The organism is Chitinophaga eiseniae (genome assembly GCF_900167135.1).
In the GTDB taxonomy this organism is placed as follows: domain Bacteria; phylum Bacteroidota; class Bacteroidia; order Chitinophagales; family Chitinophagaceae; genus Chitinophaga; species Chitinophaga eiseniae.
In genome coordinates, this window is the sequence record NZ_FUWZ01000002.1 from 1,372,437 (window position 1) to 1,389,648 (window position 17,212).

14 protein-coding genes are annotated in these 17,212 nt (G+C 49.9%); 9 read left to right on the top strand and 5 right to left on the bottom strand.

What is annotated here, in order from left to right; all coding sequences use genetic code 11:
* Nucleotides 1-141: 141 nt before the first annotated feature.
* Nucleotides 142-1,569: a sensor histidine kinase gene (locus B5D63_RS15250; RefSeq protein ID WP_078669635.1), complete on the bottom strand. Its 1,428-nt coding sequence runs from the start codon at nt 1,567-1,569 to the stop codon at nt 142-144.
* 190 nt (nt 1,570-1,759) lie between these two features.
* On the opposite strand from B5D63_RS15250, the gene B5D63_RS15255 reads away from it, so the two are divergent.
* Nucleotides 1,760-2,566 carry a GLPGLI family protein gene (locus tag B5D63_RS15255; RefSeq protein ID WP_078669636.1) on the top strand — a complete coding sequence of 269 codons (807 nt, stop codon included), beginning with the start codon at nt 1,760-1,762 and terminating at the stop codon, nt 2,564-2,566.
* A 39-nt stretch (nt 2,567-2,605) separates the two neighbouring features.
* Complete coding sequence (locus tag B5D63_RS15260) at nt 2,606-5,473, top strand: outer membrane beta-barrel protein (protein ID WP_078669637.1); 2,868 nt, start codon at nt 2,606-2,608, stop codon at nt 5,471-5,473.
* Nucleotides 5,474-5,561: 88 nt separating this feature from the next.
* Here the strand turns inward: B5D63_RS15260 and B5D63_RS15265 are convergent, their stop codons facing one another.
* Nucleotides 5,562-5,846 carry a hypothetical protein gene (locus B5D63_RS15265; RefSeq protein ID WP_078669638.1) on the bottom strand — a complete coding sequence of 95 codons (285 nt, stop codon included), beginning with the start codon at nt 5,844-5,846 and terminating at the stop codon, nt 5,562-5,564.
* A gap of 200 nt (nt 5,847-6,046) precedes the next feature.
* On the opposite strand from B5D63_RS15265, the gene B5D63_RS15270 reads away from it, so the two are divergent.
* A complete protein-coding gene (locus B5D63_RS15270; RefSeq protein ID WP_078669639.1) occupies nt 6,047-6,943 on the top strand; it encodes a hydroxypyruvate isomerase family protein in 897 nt (298 codons plus the stop codon).
* A gap of 258 nt (nt 6,944-7,201) precedes the next feature.
* Nucleotides 7,202-8,662 (top strand): amino acid permease, encoded by a 1,461-nt coding sequence (locus B5D63_RS15275; protein ID WP_078669640.1) that lies wholly within the window; start codon nt 7,202-7,204, stop codon nt 8,660-8,662.
* Here B5D63_RS15275 and B5D63_RS15280 read toward each other — a convergent pair.
* From B5D63_RS15280 to mqnC, 3 genes are all read right to left on the bottom strand, one after another.
* On the bottom strand, nt 8,656-9,201 hold the full coding sequence (locus B5D63_RS15280) for a GNAT family N-acetyltransferase (RefSeq protein ID WP_159456035.1): 546 nt from the start codon (nt 9,199-9,201) through the stop codon (nt 8,656-8,658). The two genes, B5D63_RS15275 and B5D63_RS15280, sit on opposite strands and share 7 nt — an antisense overlap.
* A gap of 148 nt (nt 9,202-9,349) precedes the next feature.
* Entirely contained in the window at nt 9,350-9,976 is a 627-nt protein-coding gene (locus tag B5D63_RS15285; RefSeq protein WP_143312925.1) for a DUF4136 domain-containing protein, read from the bottom strand.
* A gap of 300 nt (nt 9,977-10,276) precedes the next feature.
* Nucleotides 10,277-11,401 carry a cyclic dehypoxanthinyl futalosine synthase gene (mqnC, locus tag B5D63_RS15290; protein ID WP_078669643.1) on the bottom strand — a complete coding sequence of 375 codons (1,125 nt, stop codon included), beginning with the start codon at nt 11,399-11,401 and terminating at the stop codon, nt 10,277-10,279.
* Nucleotides 11,402-11,532: 131 nt separating this feature from the next.
* Between mqnC and B5D63_RS15295 the strand changes: the two genes are divergently transcribed.
* The 5 genes from B5D63_RS15295 (at nt 11,533) to B5D63_RS15315 (ending at nt 17,211) form a co-directional block, all read left to right on the top strand.
* Nucleotides 11,533-12,765, top strand: a complete 1,233-nt coding sequence (locus B5D63_RS15295) for an aspartyl protease family protein (RefSeq protein ID WP_078669644.1) — start codon at nt 11,533-11,535, stop codon at nt 12,763-12,765.
* Nucleotides 12,766-12,907: 142 nt separating this feature from the next.
* Nucleotides 12,908-13,693: an aspartyl protease family protein gene (locus B5D63_RS15300; RefSeq protein WP_159456036.1), complete on the top strand. Its 786-nt coding sequence runs from the start codon at nt 12,908-12,910 to the stop codon at nt 13,691-13,693.
* A gap of 136 nt (nt 13,694-13,829) precedes the next feature.
* Complete coding sequence (locus tag B5D63_RS15305) at nt 13,830-15,074, top strand: M16 family metallopeptidase (RefSeq protein WP_078669646.1); 1,245 nt, start codon at nt 13,830-13,832, stop codon at nt 15,072-15,074.
* 36 nt (nt 15,075-15,110) lie between these two features.
* Entirely contained in the window at nt 15,111-16,391 is a 1,281-nt protein-coding gene (locus B5D63_RS15310) for a M16 family metallopeptidase (protein ID WP_078669647.1), read from the top strand.
* 10 nt (nt 16,392-16,401) lie between these two features.
* Complete coding sequence (locus B5D63_RS15315) at nt 16,402-17,211, top strand: class I SAM-dependent methyltransferase (RefSeq protein ID WP_078669648.1); 810 nt, start codon at nt 16,402-16,404, stop codon at nt 17,209-17,211.
* Nucleotide 17,212 lies beyond the last annotated feature (1 nt).

Below are 17,212 nucleotides of genomic sequence, written 5' to 3' on the forward strand. Positions count from 1 at the left end.
TTTTTTCGTTCCCGTATCCCAGGGCTAAAGCCCTGAGCCACGTTGTGAAACAGGTAATGTATTTGGAGCTGCTTCCTATGGAAGCCTGGTGTACCCATGAACCCATCTTCATGGCGCCTCCTCTGATTGTCGCCCGGGGCTTCAGCCCCGGGACAGCGGAATATTAATGGTAAATTCCGTCCCCTTGTCCGGCTCACTATGCACCCGGATGGTGCCGCCGTGCATCTCCACGATCTTCTTCACATAACTCAGCCCCAGCCCGAAGCCTTTCACGTTATGAAGGTCGCCGGTGGGCACCCGGAAAAATTTATCGAAAATATTCTCCTGGTACGCCCGCGGGATACCAATACCATTGTCCTTCACCCTGATCTTCAGTACGCCGTTCTCTTCGCTGCAGCTGATATACAACTGTACCTGCTCACCGGAATACTTGATGGCATTGTCCACGAGGTTGTTGATAGCGTTGGACAGGTGGGTTTTATCTACATAAACAGTGGGACGGGTCAACTTGTTGTCATACCGCACCTGCAGCACTTTGGTCGCTTTCAGCTGATGGTTCGTCAGGATATTATCGATCACTTCATTCAGGTCTGTTTCCTCCCTGAACAACTCAAAGTCTTCTTTCTCTTCAGCGGCAATATGCAATACTTTTTCCACCAGGTCAGACAGCCGTTGCAGTTCATTTTTGGAGATGTCCAGGTAGGTCTGCGTTTTACGCTGATCGTTCAGCGCATTGAAGTTCTGCAGCGCTTCCACCGCCGCAGACACAGTGGCTATAGGCGTTTTCAGCTCGTGGGTCATGTTATTGATAAAATCGTTCTTCACCTCCGACAGTTTTTTCTGTTTGAGGATCGTACGCAGCATATATACAAAACACAGCACCGTCAGCACCAGCAGCGCTACGGAGCTTACCAGCGTCCAGAGCATCTTCTGCAGGATGAACTGCAGCGGAGACTCAAAGCTGGCCCGCACAAACAGGTTGCTGGCAGGATTAAAAGGTATTTTGGACGTTTGCCGGGGCTCTCTTTTCCGGATACTGTCGCGGAAGCTTTCCCTTTCAAAGCCGCTGTAACTCATGTGGAAGGTGTCCAGTTGATACGGGGTGGCTATCTGGCGGTTGTGGAGTTCAGCGCGGAAAACGGAGTCCAGTTTTTTAAGATTGGCGCTGTCGTTACGGTTGTTGCCGGCGATCAGGAATTCGGAAATCTGACGGGCGAGGGTATCGACATAAATGCGGGCGGTAACATCTCCCCGGATACTGTCAGGTGGCGGGGGGCCCGGTGGCCTGTCGCCGGGGCCATGCCGGTGCCGGTTTATCCGCAGCATCACCATGCGGGCGCTATCCTTGGCCCTGTTATAATAACGGTAACTGCGCATATCCGGGAACTTACGGTGCACATCTGAGAACTGCTTATTGAATACCGCTGTCCGCAAGGCATCATTGATCTCCTTGCTGAACTGCTCCTGCCGGATGCGATAGGAATTGTACACCCAATACCCCTGGAAGAGAAAGATCCCAAGGATACAGCTGCACATGAGGATAAGGATGTTTCGGATTCGTTGCCGCATCAATCATATTTATATCGTTACAAAACTATCTATTCCGGCGCTAAAGGGGCGAAATCCTTAACAATAATTAACAGTAGATAAGCCTATTTAACGCTGGCAGATAATCTTTAACAGTAAATAACAGTAAATAAAGGTTTTTAACGCAAAAAGAAGCGGGGAAGCGGGACTTTTGTCTGTAAAATCAGCAACCATGAAAGGTATATCCCGGATCATTATGAGCGCAGCCCTGGCGCTGCCTTTTTCACAGCCGCTGCTCGCGCAGCAGTCAGGCACGATTGTTTACGAGGTGACTGCTAAAACAGATCCCGAGCGGATGCGCGGGTTCCAGCGCGGCGGTGGCAACGGTGATGACGCCCCGCAGGTCCCCGATGTGATCACCTTCAAACAAACCCTCACTTTTAGTAACGGCCATGCCAAACTGGCCACCGAAAGGCCCAACTTTGGCAATGGCGGCGGCCGCTGGGGCGGCAGAGCCCGCAGAGACACCAGCAACGCGCCCGCACAAGGGCCAGGCATGGGTCAGCGCAGAATGGGAGGCATGATGGGCCGCAACAATGCACAGTACTTCGATCTCACCAATAAAAAGGTGCTGCATGTATTCAGCACCTTCGGCGAAGACCGCAAAACCTATTACAGCGAAGAAGACTTTATTGTTGCCGCTGATACCAAAACCAGCGAAAAGACAAAAAAAATAGCAGGCTATACCTGCAAAAAGGCCACCGTCAAACTGAAGGATGATACCTACACAGTATGGTACACTACAGAACTGCCGTTCAGTTTCTCTCCCATCAACGGATTATTGCCGGAAGCCAACGCCGTGGTACTGGTAGCCGAAGGCGGCAAACGTGCCTTCAACGCCACCAGCGTAAACCTGCAGGCCGTTACAGATACGGACCTCAGCATCCCGGCGGGAGCGGAGAAAATCAGCCAGGAACAAATGAAGGATATCAGGCAACAGGAGATGGAGAAATTACGTAAGCGGCAACCCCAAATGTAAAAATTCATCCTATCTTACCTTTTTGCGCGAACCTCCATTATGAAAAAATTTATACAGCTCTTGCTGGTACTGAGTTTGGGAGTTATCTGCTCCCAGGCTCAGGCACAGCAAGGAAAGATTAAGGGACAGTTAACAGATCAGAGCACCAGGGAAGCCATGCCCGCGGCCACTGTGGTATTATTGCACGCCAAAGACTCTACCGTGGCCAATACGGCCATCACCGACAACAAAGGCAATTTCGAGATCACCCATATTGCTAACGGCGACTATCGCCTCTTTATCAGCTTTCTTGGCTATAAAGCCATCAATAAATCCGTAAAAATCACGGAAGAAACACCATCGCTCACCCTGGGCACCCTGGGCATGGAACTCAAAGGCGTAAACCTCAACGCCGTAGAAATCAAAGATGAAAAACCACCCATCGTGGTGAAAAAAGATACGCTCGAATTTAATGCAGACGCCTTCAAAACCCGCGATAACGCCGTAGTAGAGGACCTGCTCAAAAAACTGCCCGGCGTTACCGTGGATAAAGACGGCGCCATCACCGCACAAGGGGAAACCGTTACCAAAGTGTACGTGGACGGTAAGCCATTCTTCGGCACAGACCCCAAGATGGCTACCAAAAACCTGCCCGCCAACATCATCGATAAAGTACAGATCATCGATAAAAAATCAGATCAGGCTGAATTCACTAAAATCGATGACGGACAGACAGAAAAAGCGATCAACATCACCATTAAAAAAGATAAAAAGAAAGGCCTGTTTGGCCGCGCCTCTGCAGGCTACGGTACAGACGACCGCTTTTCCACCGCTTTTAACATTAACCGCTTCCGTGAGAACCAGCAAATGAGCCTTATCGGCGGCGGCAACAACATTAACAGTACCGGCTACTCCATCCGCGACCAAATGAGCTTCAGCCCCGCCGGCGGCGGCGGTGGCGGCGGACGTGGAAGAGGAGGCCGCGGCGGCGGTATGCTCGTCACACAGGGCGGCGGTCGCGGTGGCGGCAACGCCAACCCCGGCATTACCCGCAACTGGAACGCAGGCCTCAACTTCAGCGAAGACTTCAGCAAAAAAGTACAGTTCAGCGGCAGCTACTTCTTCAACGATACCAAGACCAACCTGGCACAACAAACATCCAGGCAGACTTTTGCCGGCAACAGCACCACCTTCTATAACGAAAACTCCACCTCGCAGACAGACAACAGCAACAACCGCCTGGATGCCCGTGTGGAATACGAAATAGACTCCATGCACTCCCTGGTGTTTTCACCTTCGTACTCCCTTACAAATGGCAACAGCTTCAGCTCCCGCGACTACCAGACGCTGAACAACAACAAGGACACGATCAACAAAGGTACCACCACCAACGACGGCCAGGGAAACAATCAGAACATCGGCGGATCGCTGCTGTTCAGAAAACGGTTCAAAACACCCGGCCGCTCCCTCAGCCTCAACCTGACATACAATACCAGCATTAATGATCAGCAGAACTTCAACAAGTCCAGCGTTTATTATTTTGCCAACGATAGCCTGTCAACGTTCAATCAGAACAACCAGATCAACACCACCAGCAAAAATGCCGGCGCCAACCTCACGTACACCGAGCCCCTGGGCCGGGATAAATACCTGGAGGCCAACTACGGCTTTACCAACTACAAAAGCGATAGCAAAAAATATACGTACGACTACGACGAAAGCAAAGGCATATACGATCAACTCAACGATTCATTGAGCAACGCTTTCACCAACAATACGCTCAATCAGCAGGCTGGCATAGCTTTCCGTACCACCAAACTGAAATACGATTATTCCATCGGGCTGAATGTGCTGTTTAATAATCTCGATAACAACACTTATTCTTTCCGGACAAAGAGAGACAGCCTCATACATCAGCGCACTGTTAACTTCGCGCCCAACGCCAGTTTTAACTACACGTTCGCAAAGAACAAACGGTTACGCATAAACTATAACGGCAACACCCAGCAACCGACCGTCCAACAGTTGCAGCCCGTGCCGGACAACAGTAATGCATTGTATGTACAGGAAGGTAATCCCGACCTGAAACCTTCTTTCAACAATACCCTGCGTATTAACTATAATCAGTTCAACAATACAACCTTCCGGGGCATGTTCGCCATGCTGAGAGGATCTTTCGGCTCCAATAAGATTATCAACTCCACCCGGCTGGATACCGCTACAGGAAAGACCTTCAGCAAACCGGTAAACGTGAATGGCTATTACAGCCTCAATGGCATGTTGCACAACTCCATCCCGCTGTCACGCACGCCCGGCCAGAACCTGAATACCGGCACGATGGTAGGCTACAGCCGCGATGTAAATATGACGCAGGGTGTAATGAACTATAAAAACACGTTTCAACTGACACAATCCGTGAACGTGAGCTATATGTACAAGGAACTGTTTGATGCCGCTTTGGGAGGCAGCGTCAATTATAACGCCACCTCCTATACGTTGCCGTCTACACCCAACACACAATACTTTGATTATAACTTCAACGCGGATGTGAATTTTAATCTGCCGCTGGGCTTCATGGTAGGCTCAGACATCACCTGCACGCTCAGCAGAGGCCGTACCGCGGGCTACAACCTGACTTCCACCATGTGGAACGCCAACATATCCAAATACGTGTTCCCGAAGAAACAGGGTATGATCAAGATACAGGGCTTCGACCTGCTGCGGCAGTATGTGGCGGTTTCCCGCGACGTAAGCGATAACTATATCGAAGACGTTCGTTCCAATGTACTGCAGCAGTACTTTATGATCAGCTTCACTTATTTCCTCAATAAGTTCGGCGGTAATAACAAAGGGAACAATGCAGAGAGAGGTATGCGGATGATGGGGCCTCGTGGAGGACAGGGAGGATTCCGTGTGAACCACTTTTAAAATTTTTTGATTTTCGATTTTTTGATTTGGGAATTTTTGTACACCCACCATCTCAAAATCAAAAAATCGAAAATCAAAAAATTTAAAGTTACCGCATAGAAACGGTCCTTCTGCCCGCCCAGATACGTTTTACAATCCATGCCACAGTGAACGTGGGAATAAAATCCGTTCCGGGGAACAGTTCTTCCAAAAAGTTAAAGGCACTACCAAAAGTACCAACGGGGCCACCAAACATGCGGTAAAAGATAATTGCTGAAATCGGGGCCCAGATCACATCGCTGACATCACCCAAAACAGGTACGGCATAACTGGCACAACCAATCAGGTCCATCAGGATACAGAGCCATAAACTTGGGGTATATTTTTTTTCCATTTCAACCTCCGCTTTTCAATACATAAACAAAATGCTTACCAAAATAGCTTGCTGATATAAAGGTAAGATTTTCAGGCCGTTTGCCTCCAAAAAATCCTATGACAACCTGTCGGAAGCCTTTCCTGTTGCGAAGTTGCAGTAAGTGTTGCAAATACGCTTATTTTCAATTAAATTGATGCCACTTAAAGCACACTGAAATTATGCACGAGGAAAACTCCCGCCGCGACATGATCAAAAAAGTAGCGACTATGGCACTGGCATCTACCGCCTTATCTTCCCTTTCAGAAAGGGTATCGGCTCACGACAAAGCCGTTGGAGAACCGCTGAAAGGAAAAATCAACCACTCCGTATGTGCGTGGTGTTATGATGATATTCCGTTGGCCGACCTTTGCGTGGCCGCCAAAAAAATCGGCATTCCGTCGATTGACCTGGTAGACCCGAAGGATTTTGCCATTCTGAAAAAACACGATATGACCTGCGCCATGGTGGCCAGCAACGGACCGGAATGGGGCATCACCCGGGGATTCAACAACCCGGCCCATCACGATAAACTGGAAACCTATTTCCGGCATTATATCGATGAAACAGCCAAAGCCGGTTTTTCCAATCTTATCTGCTTCTCCGGCAACCGCAATGGCCTCAGCGACGAGCAGGGGATCACGAACTGCACGAAAGGGCTGCAGCGCATTATCAGCTATGCAGAAAAGAAAAAGGTGACCCTCGTAATGGAGCTGCTGAACAGCAAAGTAAATCACCACGACTATCAGTGCGATCATACCGCCTGGGGCGTAGCACTCTGTAAATCAGTAGGTTCCGAAAACTTTAAACTACTGTACGATATCTACCACATGCAGATCATGGAAGGAGACGTTATCCGCAACATCCGTGATCATCATCAGTACATCGCGCACTATCATACCGGCGGCGTTCCCGGGCGTCACGAAATAGACGAAACACAGGAGCTGTATTACCCCGCCATCATGAAAGCCATCTACGAAACAGGCTTCAAAGGATACGTGGCGCAGGAGTTCATTCCGTCCCGCCCCGATAAACTGGCTTCCCTGAACAATGCCGTTCATATCTGCGATATTGCATAAAAGATTTAGGGATTTGGGAATTTTTTGATGTTGGAATTTCGGGAAACATTTACGCGAAGATCAGCAAATAACATTAGTTATTTTTATAATTCATAAAGCACTGTCTTTGAATATCCGCGTTTATCTAATCTCCCCGAAATCTCAACATCAAAAAATTCCCAAATCCCCAAATCAAATAAAAAAATGTCTCCAATGATCAAATAACTAAATATTGGCTACTTTTGCGCCCAATTAGTCCACTAAACAAGTAGGGTATTAATGAAACAATACTACAAAAAGCCACTGGGATGGCTCTTACAGGAGTCCGGAGAAGAGGCCAGCCATGGCCTGAAACGTACGCTGAGCGGCTTTCAGCTGGTCATGCTGGGTCTCGGGGTTATTATCGGGGCCGGCCTGTTTTCTTTGACAGGTCTGGCAGCAGGCAACAACGCCGGTCCGGCGGTCACCATCTCCTTTGTGGTAGCAGCGGTAGGCTGTGCCTTCGCAGGCTTGTGTTATGCTGAATTTGCCGCCATGATCCCCGTCGCAGGCAGCGCCTATACCTACGCTTATACCACCATGGGAGAGATGCTGGCCTGGATTATCGGCTGGGACCTGGTGCTGGAGTTTTCCGTAGGCGCGGCCACCGTATCCATCAGCTGGTCCAACTACCTGGTGGAGTTCCTTGCCGGCTACGGTATTTACCTGCCGCCCCGGCTGGTGCATTCGCCTTTTGAAACGATTACGCTTCCCGGCGGGGAAGTAGTGCACGGCCTGTTTAACCTGCCGGCGGCGCTGGTCGTCATCCTCATGTCCTACATCCTGATGCGCGGCACCAAAGGTTCCGCTATGTGGAACGCAGTGGTGGTATCGCTTAAAGTGGGCGTTGTACTGGTGTTTATAGCCCTTGGGTGGAAATATATACAACCGGCCAACCTGGTACCTTATATCCCGAAGAATACAGGAGAACTGGGTCATTTCGGCTGGTCGGGCATCCTGCGGGGGGCAGGAGTGGTTTTCTTTGTCTTTCTCGGCTTCGACATTGTGAGCACGGCGGCACAGGAAACCAAAAACCCGAAGCGCAACATGCCGATCGGTATCCTCGGTTCACTGGCCATCTGTACAGTGCTGTTTATATTGTTTTCTCACGTGATGACCGGCCTCGCGCCCTATACCGAATTTAAAAACAGCGGCGCTCCGGTGGCCATCGCCATATCCCACACCCCTTTCAAGTGGCTGGGGCAACTGGTGGTACTGGCGATCATCATCGGTTACACTTCCGTGATCATGGTAGACCTCTGGGGTCAGTCGCGCGTATTCTATTCGATGTCTAAAGACGGACTGCTGCCTAAAATATTCTCTGAAATACATCCCCGCTTCCGCACGCCGTGGAAGTCGAATATCCTCTTCTGTGTTTTTATCAGCTTATTTGCCGCGCTGGTACCTATCAAGGTGGTAGGGGAGATGACCAGTATCGGCACGTTGCTGGCCTTTGTGATCGTCTGCGCCGGCGTATGGATACTGCGTTATACCATGCCCGATGCGCCACGGCCGTTCAAAACGCCATGGGTGCCTTTTGTTCCGATCATGGGTATGCTGACCTGCGTGGGCATGATGGTGTTCCTTCCGCTGGATACCTGGTTAAGACTCATTATCTGGATGGCAATAGGGATGGTGATCTATTTCTGCTACGGTAAAAAACACAGCCGGGTAAGGCGGGAACTCAACGCCAATCAGTAATGCTTCCAGTCCTGCCGCAGCACGCCCATTACGACCATGTCCACGAACTGGCCATGCAGCTTGGCGTTGTGCCGCAGGATACCTTCGCGGGTGAATCCCAGCTTAATCGGGATTTGCCCGCTACGCTCGTTCTGTAACACAAACCGGATCTCAATTTTATTCAACCGCAATTTTTTAAACGCATAGGAGATCAGTGCCCGGCAGGCCGCTGTGGCTATCCCTTTCCCCTGAAAAGTTTCTCCGACCCAATATCCGATTTCTGCTTTTTGTACCTGGTGGTCCCACCCGTGAAGGTCCATCACCCCGCATAAATGATGCTGGTACCAAATGCCCAGCGCAATCGCTTCCTGTTCTTCCGCTTTGCGCTGCATCATCTGGATGAAACGGGCGCTGTGTTCTTCATTAGTATTGTAATCTACCCAGGGCAGGAACTTTCGCAGGCTTTTCCGGGAAGCATCCAGCTGTTTGTATACCAGTGGGGCATCCTGCATGGTGAGCTGCCGCAGGTAAATATCTTCATTGACAGGTATATCTAACATAACCGGAATTAAAGTGGGGGATAAACCTACGAATAAAATTATGATTTGCGAATTTATTGATGATGAACCGTTGACAAAATAAAAGGCAGACCAATAATGATCTGCCGTCATTTTATCACACTTAAAATCTGTCTTTTATCTGCTGTTGTTAGTTTTGCGCCAGCAGGTTTCTCTTCGCCATATCTTTCACTACCTGCTGTGCATACAATACCGCCATTCTTGCTGTAGACGGCGGGTCAAAAGATTGTGATTGTACAGAGTACAGCAACTGACCGCTCTTCAGATCGTACAGATTACCTTCCCACTGATACCTGGTGCTGTAGGTGACATACCCCGGACCATAGTAGTTATTGTACCAACGGGAATAGTAAGGCCAGAATCCCCAATAACCATAAGGAGAATAAGCATACCCCGGCGTATAACTTTTTTCTCTGCCTTTATCTACCATGACGATGGTCAGGACCTGACCGACATCGCTACCCTGAAGCTTTCTGATGGCCTGCTTTTCTCCCATCTTCATAAACTCGCCGGGACCGAATTCCTGCAATGCGGAAACGGCATTATAGCCCTTGCGCCTGAATTCTGCCACGGTGAAATCTTCCATCTGGCTTCTGAGTGCTCGGTCCTTCTGAGGAACCAGCGCCATCACCATTATTTTCTGATCTTTCTGTAACTGCTGCGCGTTATTGGCCCGCCAGGAAGACGTAACTTTCGTACTGCACGCAGCCAAAGCCATTATCGCTAATCCCGATAATATTAAACCCAGCTTTTTCATGGTTCCCTCCTTGTTTTTGTGTTATACCTGTTAGACGTGGCAAGGAGGAAAATGTAACAGCAACAAGATAGTTTTAACATTCCCATAACTATGATGGCCATGATGAACTGTGATAGCCATGATTACTACTGATTTCCCCGACTCGGGGGAGACCGGTACAACGATAAAGCGGATAACCCGGCTGATAAAACATAAATAAAAAAGGTATGTCTTTGCAGACATACCTTTAAAAAATAATATTTCTGTTATGCTACGATCTTCGTGAATCAGATGAATCAGCGATCATCATGGCCGTCATAGTTAGTAGTTGATCACCTGCTCTTCAATAGCGGCCGGCAATTCGCGGAACTGGTACAGTTGCGTGCGCAGCTGTGGTTCAAAACCAGCTTCACGGATAGCGTCCTGCATGGTACGGTATGTGAAGCGGTGCGGTGCCCCGGCGGCGCTCACCACGTTCTCTTCAATCATAATGGAGCCAAAATCGTTGGCGCCGGCATGGAGGCACAATTGCGCCACCTGTTTACCAACAGTGAGCCAGGATGCCTGTATGTTTTTAACATTGGGCAGCATAATACGGCTCATCGCGATCATGCGGATATATTCTTCGGCGGTGGTCATGTTATGTACACCACGGATCCTGGCCAGCAGTGTGTCCACATCCTGGAATGTCCAGGGGATGAAGGCGGTAAAACCGTAGTGTCCTTCCGGCTTTTCGCTTTGTACCTGGCGGATGTCTACCAGGTGTTCGAAGCGTTCCAGCACCGTTTCCACATGACCGAACATCATGGTGGCAGAAGAGGCAATATTCAGCTTATGCGCGGCACGCATCACGTCCAGCCACTCCTGTGCGCCACATTTGCCTTTGGAGATCAGGCGGCGTACGCGGTCATTCAGGATTTCCGCGCCGGCGCCGGGAAGGCTGTCCATACCTGCTTCCTGCAGTGCCCGCAGCACTTCGATATGGGTGCTTTTCTCCAGTTTGGTGATGTGCGCCACTTCCGGGGGGCCCAGCGTATGCAGACGCAGGGCAGGGTACAGCTTCTTCAGTTCCCTGAAAAGGTTAGTATAGAAGCTCAGCCCCAGTTCCGGGTGATGCCCGCCCTGTAACAGCAGCTGGTCGCCGCCGTATTTCAGGGTCTCTTCTATCTTGCGTTTATATTCCTCAATGTCGGTAATATAGGCTTCGGCGTGGCCGGGTATGCGGTAAAAGTTGCAAAACTTACAGTTGGCCGTGCACACGTTGGTCGTGTTCACATTCCTGTCTATCTGCCAAGTCACCTTCCCATGCGGCACCTGCTGCTTACGTAACTCGTTGGCAATGTGCATCAGTTCTGCCAGCGGTGCATTTTCAAACATGTACACCCCTTCTTCTGCTGTCAGAAACTCAAACTGCTGCGCCTTTTGATATAAATCCTGAAGTACCATATGCTATTTTCTAATCGCTGAATAACCTGGCAAAGGTAGTATATCGCACAATAACAGCGGGTAATAAAAATATTTTATATGTAGCGTATTAAACATTAAATTTAGGCAAATGATCCTCTTGCATCACCTGTATGCCTAAACCAAATCTGTTACTCGCCGTGCTGCTCGCCTTGACAGCCATAGCCGGTCTTTATCAACCAGTATCTGCCGGAAATGCCATCCAGGAGAAGGATACCACACAGCAATCTGTGTTCATCACCCGCTTTAAATTCAAACAATACTACGGAGGCGTAGTGGTTATCTCGGCCACGCTCGACAACATCCCCGACACCCTTCAATTTATCCTTGACACCGGTAGCGCCGGTATTTCGCTGGACACCGCTACCTGCGTGAGACTGGGCATTCAACTGACGCCCACCGACAAGGTGGTGAAAGGACTGGGGGCCGCCAAAACCGTCTCCTTTGCGATGAACCACTCCCTGAAACTACCAGGGCTCTCCGTAGACAGCCTTAACTTCCATGTTAATGATTATGAGTTGATTAGCCAGGTATATGGCATTCAGGTGGATGGTATCATCGGCTACAGCTTCCTGAGCCGCTACATCGTAACGGTAGACTATGACACGGAAGAGATCATCGTCAACAGCAAAGGCCGTTATGCCTACCCCAGAGGCGGACTGCTCCTGCGCCCTTCGCTCACCCAGATACCGCTGATCACGGCTCCGCTGCGTAATGAGCGGAAAACAGTCACCAACCGCTACTACTTTGATACCGGCGCCGGCATGTGCCTGCTGCTTTCCACGCAGTTTGTGAAAGACAGCGCGCTGATCACCAGGCGACGCAGAGCCCGGAAAATTATTCAGACGGAAGCCCAGGGCCTGGGCGGTAAAATGCAGATGTCACTTACCACCGTGCAGGAGTTCCGTATCGGCAACTACTCCTTCCGGAACGTGCCGACCTACATCTTCGACGACCGGACCAACATCACCGCCTATCCGTTCCTCGGCGGCATGATCGGTAACGACCTGCTGCGCCGCTTCAACATTACGCTTAACTACAGCAAAAAAGAAATATACCTGATGCCCAATACCCACTACAAAGACATGTTCGACTACTCTTATACCGGCCTTATCATCTACCTGATAGACGGCCGGGTAGAAGTAACGGACATCATCAAAGGGTCCCCGGCCGAAAAAGCCGGTATACATAAGGGCGATATCATCATGGCTGTCAATAATAATCTTGGCTCCAACCTCCAGGTGTTCCGTGAACTGCTCAAAAATGTAGGCACCAAGGCCACCCTGCTGATCGCCAGAGATAACGAGCTGTTAATTAAAAAGTTGCCAATAAAAAGCATTCTTTAACGTTATTTGCAGCATGTGGCGTACTCTGGTGACTGTAATATGCTTATGCTGTAATTTATTCCTGCCTGCTTTCGCACAACGAAAAAAAGTTGCCTCCGCAGCGGCAGACAACAGCAAACCGTTAGCCGTAATCCCGTTCCGCATGATCGGCAAACAGGTGGTGATACCGGTCGTCCTCTCCGGGAGCACAGACACCCTGCGTTTTGTTTTTGACTCAGGCGCGGAGATCACCGTACTCCATAAACGCATCGCTGAAAAAATGAAGATCAACAGCGGCCGCCAGGCTTTTATGAGCGGCACCAACAACGCCATGGTAAAAACGCCCGTAGTAACAATCAATGCGCTGTACCTGAATGAATTACGCCTTCCTTACGTTAACGCCTATCTCGAAAACCTGGACAATCTCGGCGATATCGATGGCGTTATCGGCGTAGCCCTCATGAAACTGTACATCGTAAAAATCGACTACCGGCAACAACAGCTGGTGTTATACCGCAACGGCAAAACACCGGTCGGTAATACCGGGCGGCGGCTGCATTTCCAGCTCAATTACTCCACACCGGTGATAGACGCCGCCATCACCATGCCTGACGGCCGCTACCTCCCCGGGCATTATCACATCACCACCGGCGGCGATTACGGCATCCTGTTCAACTGGCCTTACGTGGACTCCAACCGCATCAACAGTCTCCCTACGATCAATACCGACAGGGTACAGGACATGGTCAGGATACTGTATTATATCAACAGCAATATCCCCTCGCTGCAACTGGGCGGAAAAACAATGGCCAATGTGCCCGTCAGCTATTGTAAAGACATCAACGATGTGGGCGTGTTCACCCAGATTGCCGGCGCTGTCGGTTATGAAGTATGGAAACAGTTTACCGTCACCATCAACTATGGAAAGAAGGAACTGTACCTGGAATGACCGCTGCCATTGCATTACAGCCTGTATGTATCCCCAAAATCCATCCTGATAACAGAAAACCCGCACCCTAATTCCTAATTCCTAATACGTAATTAGTCCTTTTACCCTATTTTTACTCTTATACGAATATTACATTATGATTCATTATAATAAATTTACATTAGCTAATGGGTTGCGGGTAGTGGTACATGAAGACCATACTACGCCCATGGCTGTATTAAACGTACTGTACGACGTAGGCGCAAGAGATGAAAATCCCGGGCAGACCGGTTTTGCCCACTTATTTGAACATCTCATGTTTGGGGGGTCCGTGAACATCCCTGAATATGACGAGCCGTTGCAGATGGCAGGAGGGGAGAACAACGCCTACACCACCAGCGACCTCACCAACTACTACATACAACTGCCGGCAGAAAACATCGAAACCGCTTTCTGGCTGGAAAGCGACCGGATGCTGTCGCTCGCCTTCAGTGAAAAAAGCCTGGACGTGCAGCGCAAGGTAGTATCAGAAGAGTTCAAGGAACATTATATCAACAAACCTTACGGCGACGTATGGCATAAGATGCGGGAGCTCGCATACAACACGCACCCGTACCGCTGGATGACCATCGGTAAAGAACTGTCGCATATCGAAAATGCGCAGCTGGAAGACGTGAAAGCCTTCTTCTTTAAGTTTTACCGCCCCGTAAACGCCATCCTCTCTGTAGCGGGCAATGTGACCGTGGAACAGGTGAAAACGCTGGCCGAAAAATGGTTTGGCGACATCCCTTCCGGCGAAAAATATACCCGCAGCCTGCCGGTGGAACCACCACAGGACGCATCGCACAAGCTGGAGGTGAAAGCCAATGTACCGCTGGACGCATTGTACAAATGTTATCATATGTACCCCCGCTCCGACAAACGGTATTACGCAGCCGACCTTATCTCCGATATCCTCGGCGGCGGCAGCTCTTCCCGTTTGCACCAGGTACTGGTAAAAGAGAAAAAACTCTTCAGTAATATCGACTGCTATCATTTCGGCAGCCTCGACGCCGGTTTGCTCACCATCGAAGGCAAACTGGTAAAAGGCGTGAAAATGAAAGACGCCGAAAAAGCCATACAAACAGAACTGGAAAAATTACAGGGCGAAATTATTGCAGACCGTGAATTGCAAAAGGTGAAAAACCGTGTGGAAAGCCTGCTCGCCTTTGAAGACATGAGCCTGCTCAACAGGGCCAACAACCTGGCTTTTTATGAGCTCCTCGGTGATGCCGGCCTGATGAACAAAGAATTTGAAAACTATGAAGTGGTGACAGCCGAAGATATTCACCGGGAAGCACAACTGCTCTTCGATGAAAAAAATGCCAACACCATTTATTATTACGCCGAAAACCAGGGATAATCAACCTCTTTGTCACACGGTATAAATGAGCTATTTATGAACAGAACGATTCCTCCTCCCATTAAAGACGCTGTGGAGTTTGATATAAAGCTGAAGCCTTACGAGAAGTTCACGCTGGACAATGGTATTCCTGTTTACGTGATTAAATCGGAAGAACAGGACACGCTCCAGCTGGAACTGATATTTCCGGCCGGATCATGGTACGAAAGCGAAAGCCTGGAAGCCGCCGCGACCAACTTTCTCATGAAAAACGGGACCAGCAAGCGGACCGCACTGGAAATCAACGAAGCCATCGATTATCATGGCGCCTATCTCAACCGGAACGCCTATCACGAAAACGCCACCTTCACCCTGCACTGCCTTACCAAACACACGGAAGTGCTGCTGCCGGTGCTGCAGGACGTGATCCTCGATCCGGTGTTCCCGGAAGAAGAGCTGCAGCTTTACAAACAAAACCAGAAACAGAAACTGGCCGTCAATCTTCAGAAATGTGATTTTGTGGCCAACCGCTTTATCGATAAATACCTGTTTGGCGAGTTCCATCCCTATGGACGCGTGAGCAGCATGATGGCCTATGATGCTTTACAGACAGAAACGCTGCACGCCTTCTATCAAAAGCATTATACGTACAACAACTGCCGCATTTTCGTGGCCGGCAACATGCCCGCCAACATGCTGGAGCTGCTGAATAAACATTTCGGCAGCACCCGATGGAACGGCGAGACCAGCCATACCAGGCTGGATCTTCCTGTACAACCCGCAGAAGAAAAGAAATTCCGCATCTTTAATGATGAAAACGGGGTACAGGGCGCTATCCGTATCGCCCGGCCTTTCCCGAACCGCTACCATCCCGACTTCCCTAAAATGCTGGTGCTCAACACCATCCTGGGCGGATACTTCGGCTCCCGGCTAATGAGTAATATCCGGGAAGAAAAAGGATATACCTACGGCATCTATTCCCAGCTGTACAATTTCCGGCAGGTGAGCGCGATTAACATCCAAACCGAAGCCGGTCGCGACGTGTGCGAAGCCACCATCGAAGAAGTATACAAGGAACTGCAACGCCTGCAGAACGAAGCCGTGCCGCAGGAAGAACTGGACCTGGTACGCAACTATATGATCGGTTCCATTCTCGGCGACCTGGACGGAGCGTTCCAACTGATACAACGCTGGAAAAACCTGATCCTCAACGACCTGGACGAAAACTATTTTTACAACAATATTCAGACGATCAAAAGCGTCACCGCAGAAGAATTACAGCATCTCGCCAAACAATACCTCACACCCGGCGATTTCTATGAACTGGTGGTGATCTGATGTGATAATCATGCACGACGAACAACATTACCTGGCAGCCAATAAAGCGCTGTGGAACAAACGTACAGCCGTGCACGTTAATTCCTCCTTTTACGATGTGCCGGCTTTCCTGGAAGGGCGTAGTTCGCTCAACAGTATTGAGCTGGCATTGCTGGGCGATGTCCGGGGGAAACGTATCCTGCACCTGCAATGCCATTTCGGGCAGGACACGCTTTCCCTGGCGCGCATGGGCGCCGAAGTAACCGGAGCAGACCTCTCCGATGCAGCCATTCACCAGGCCAACGCACTGGCCGCACAATTGAATCTTTCCGGGCAGGCGAAGTTTATCTGCTGCGATATTTACACCCTTCCAGCGCAACTGCAGGACAGCTTCGATATTGTATTCACCTCTTACGGTACGATCGGCTGGCTACCGGACCTGGACAAATGGGCCGGGGTAGTGCAGCATTTCCTGAAGCCTGGCGGCACCTTCGTCATGGCAGAGTTTCACCCGGTCGTGTGGATGTTTGACGATCAGTTCACCCGCGTGCAATACGATTATTTCAACACGGAAACGATTGTGGAAAACAATACCGATACCTATACCGATGCAGAGACTGCTGCGGACGTGCAAGGAGTTTCCTATTCCTGGAACCATCCGCTGAGCGAAGTCCTTGGCTCCCTGCTTGCACAGGGACTGCAGCTACAGGTGTTGCAGGAGTTTGACTATTCCCCGTACAACTGTTTCCAAAATACTACGGGTGAAAACGGGCGCTTCCAGATCAAAGGCATGGAAGGTAAGCTGCCTATGGTATATGCATTCACGTTCCTTAAACCTTAAC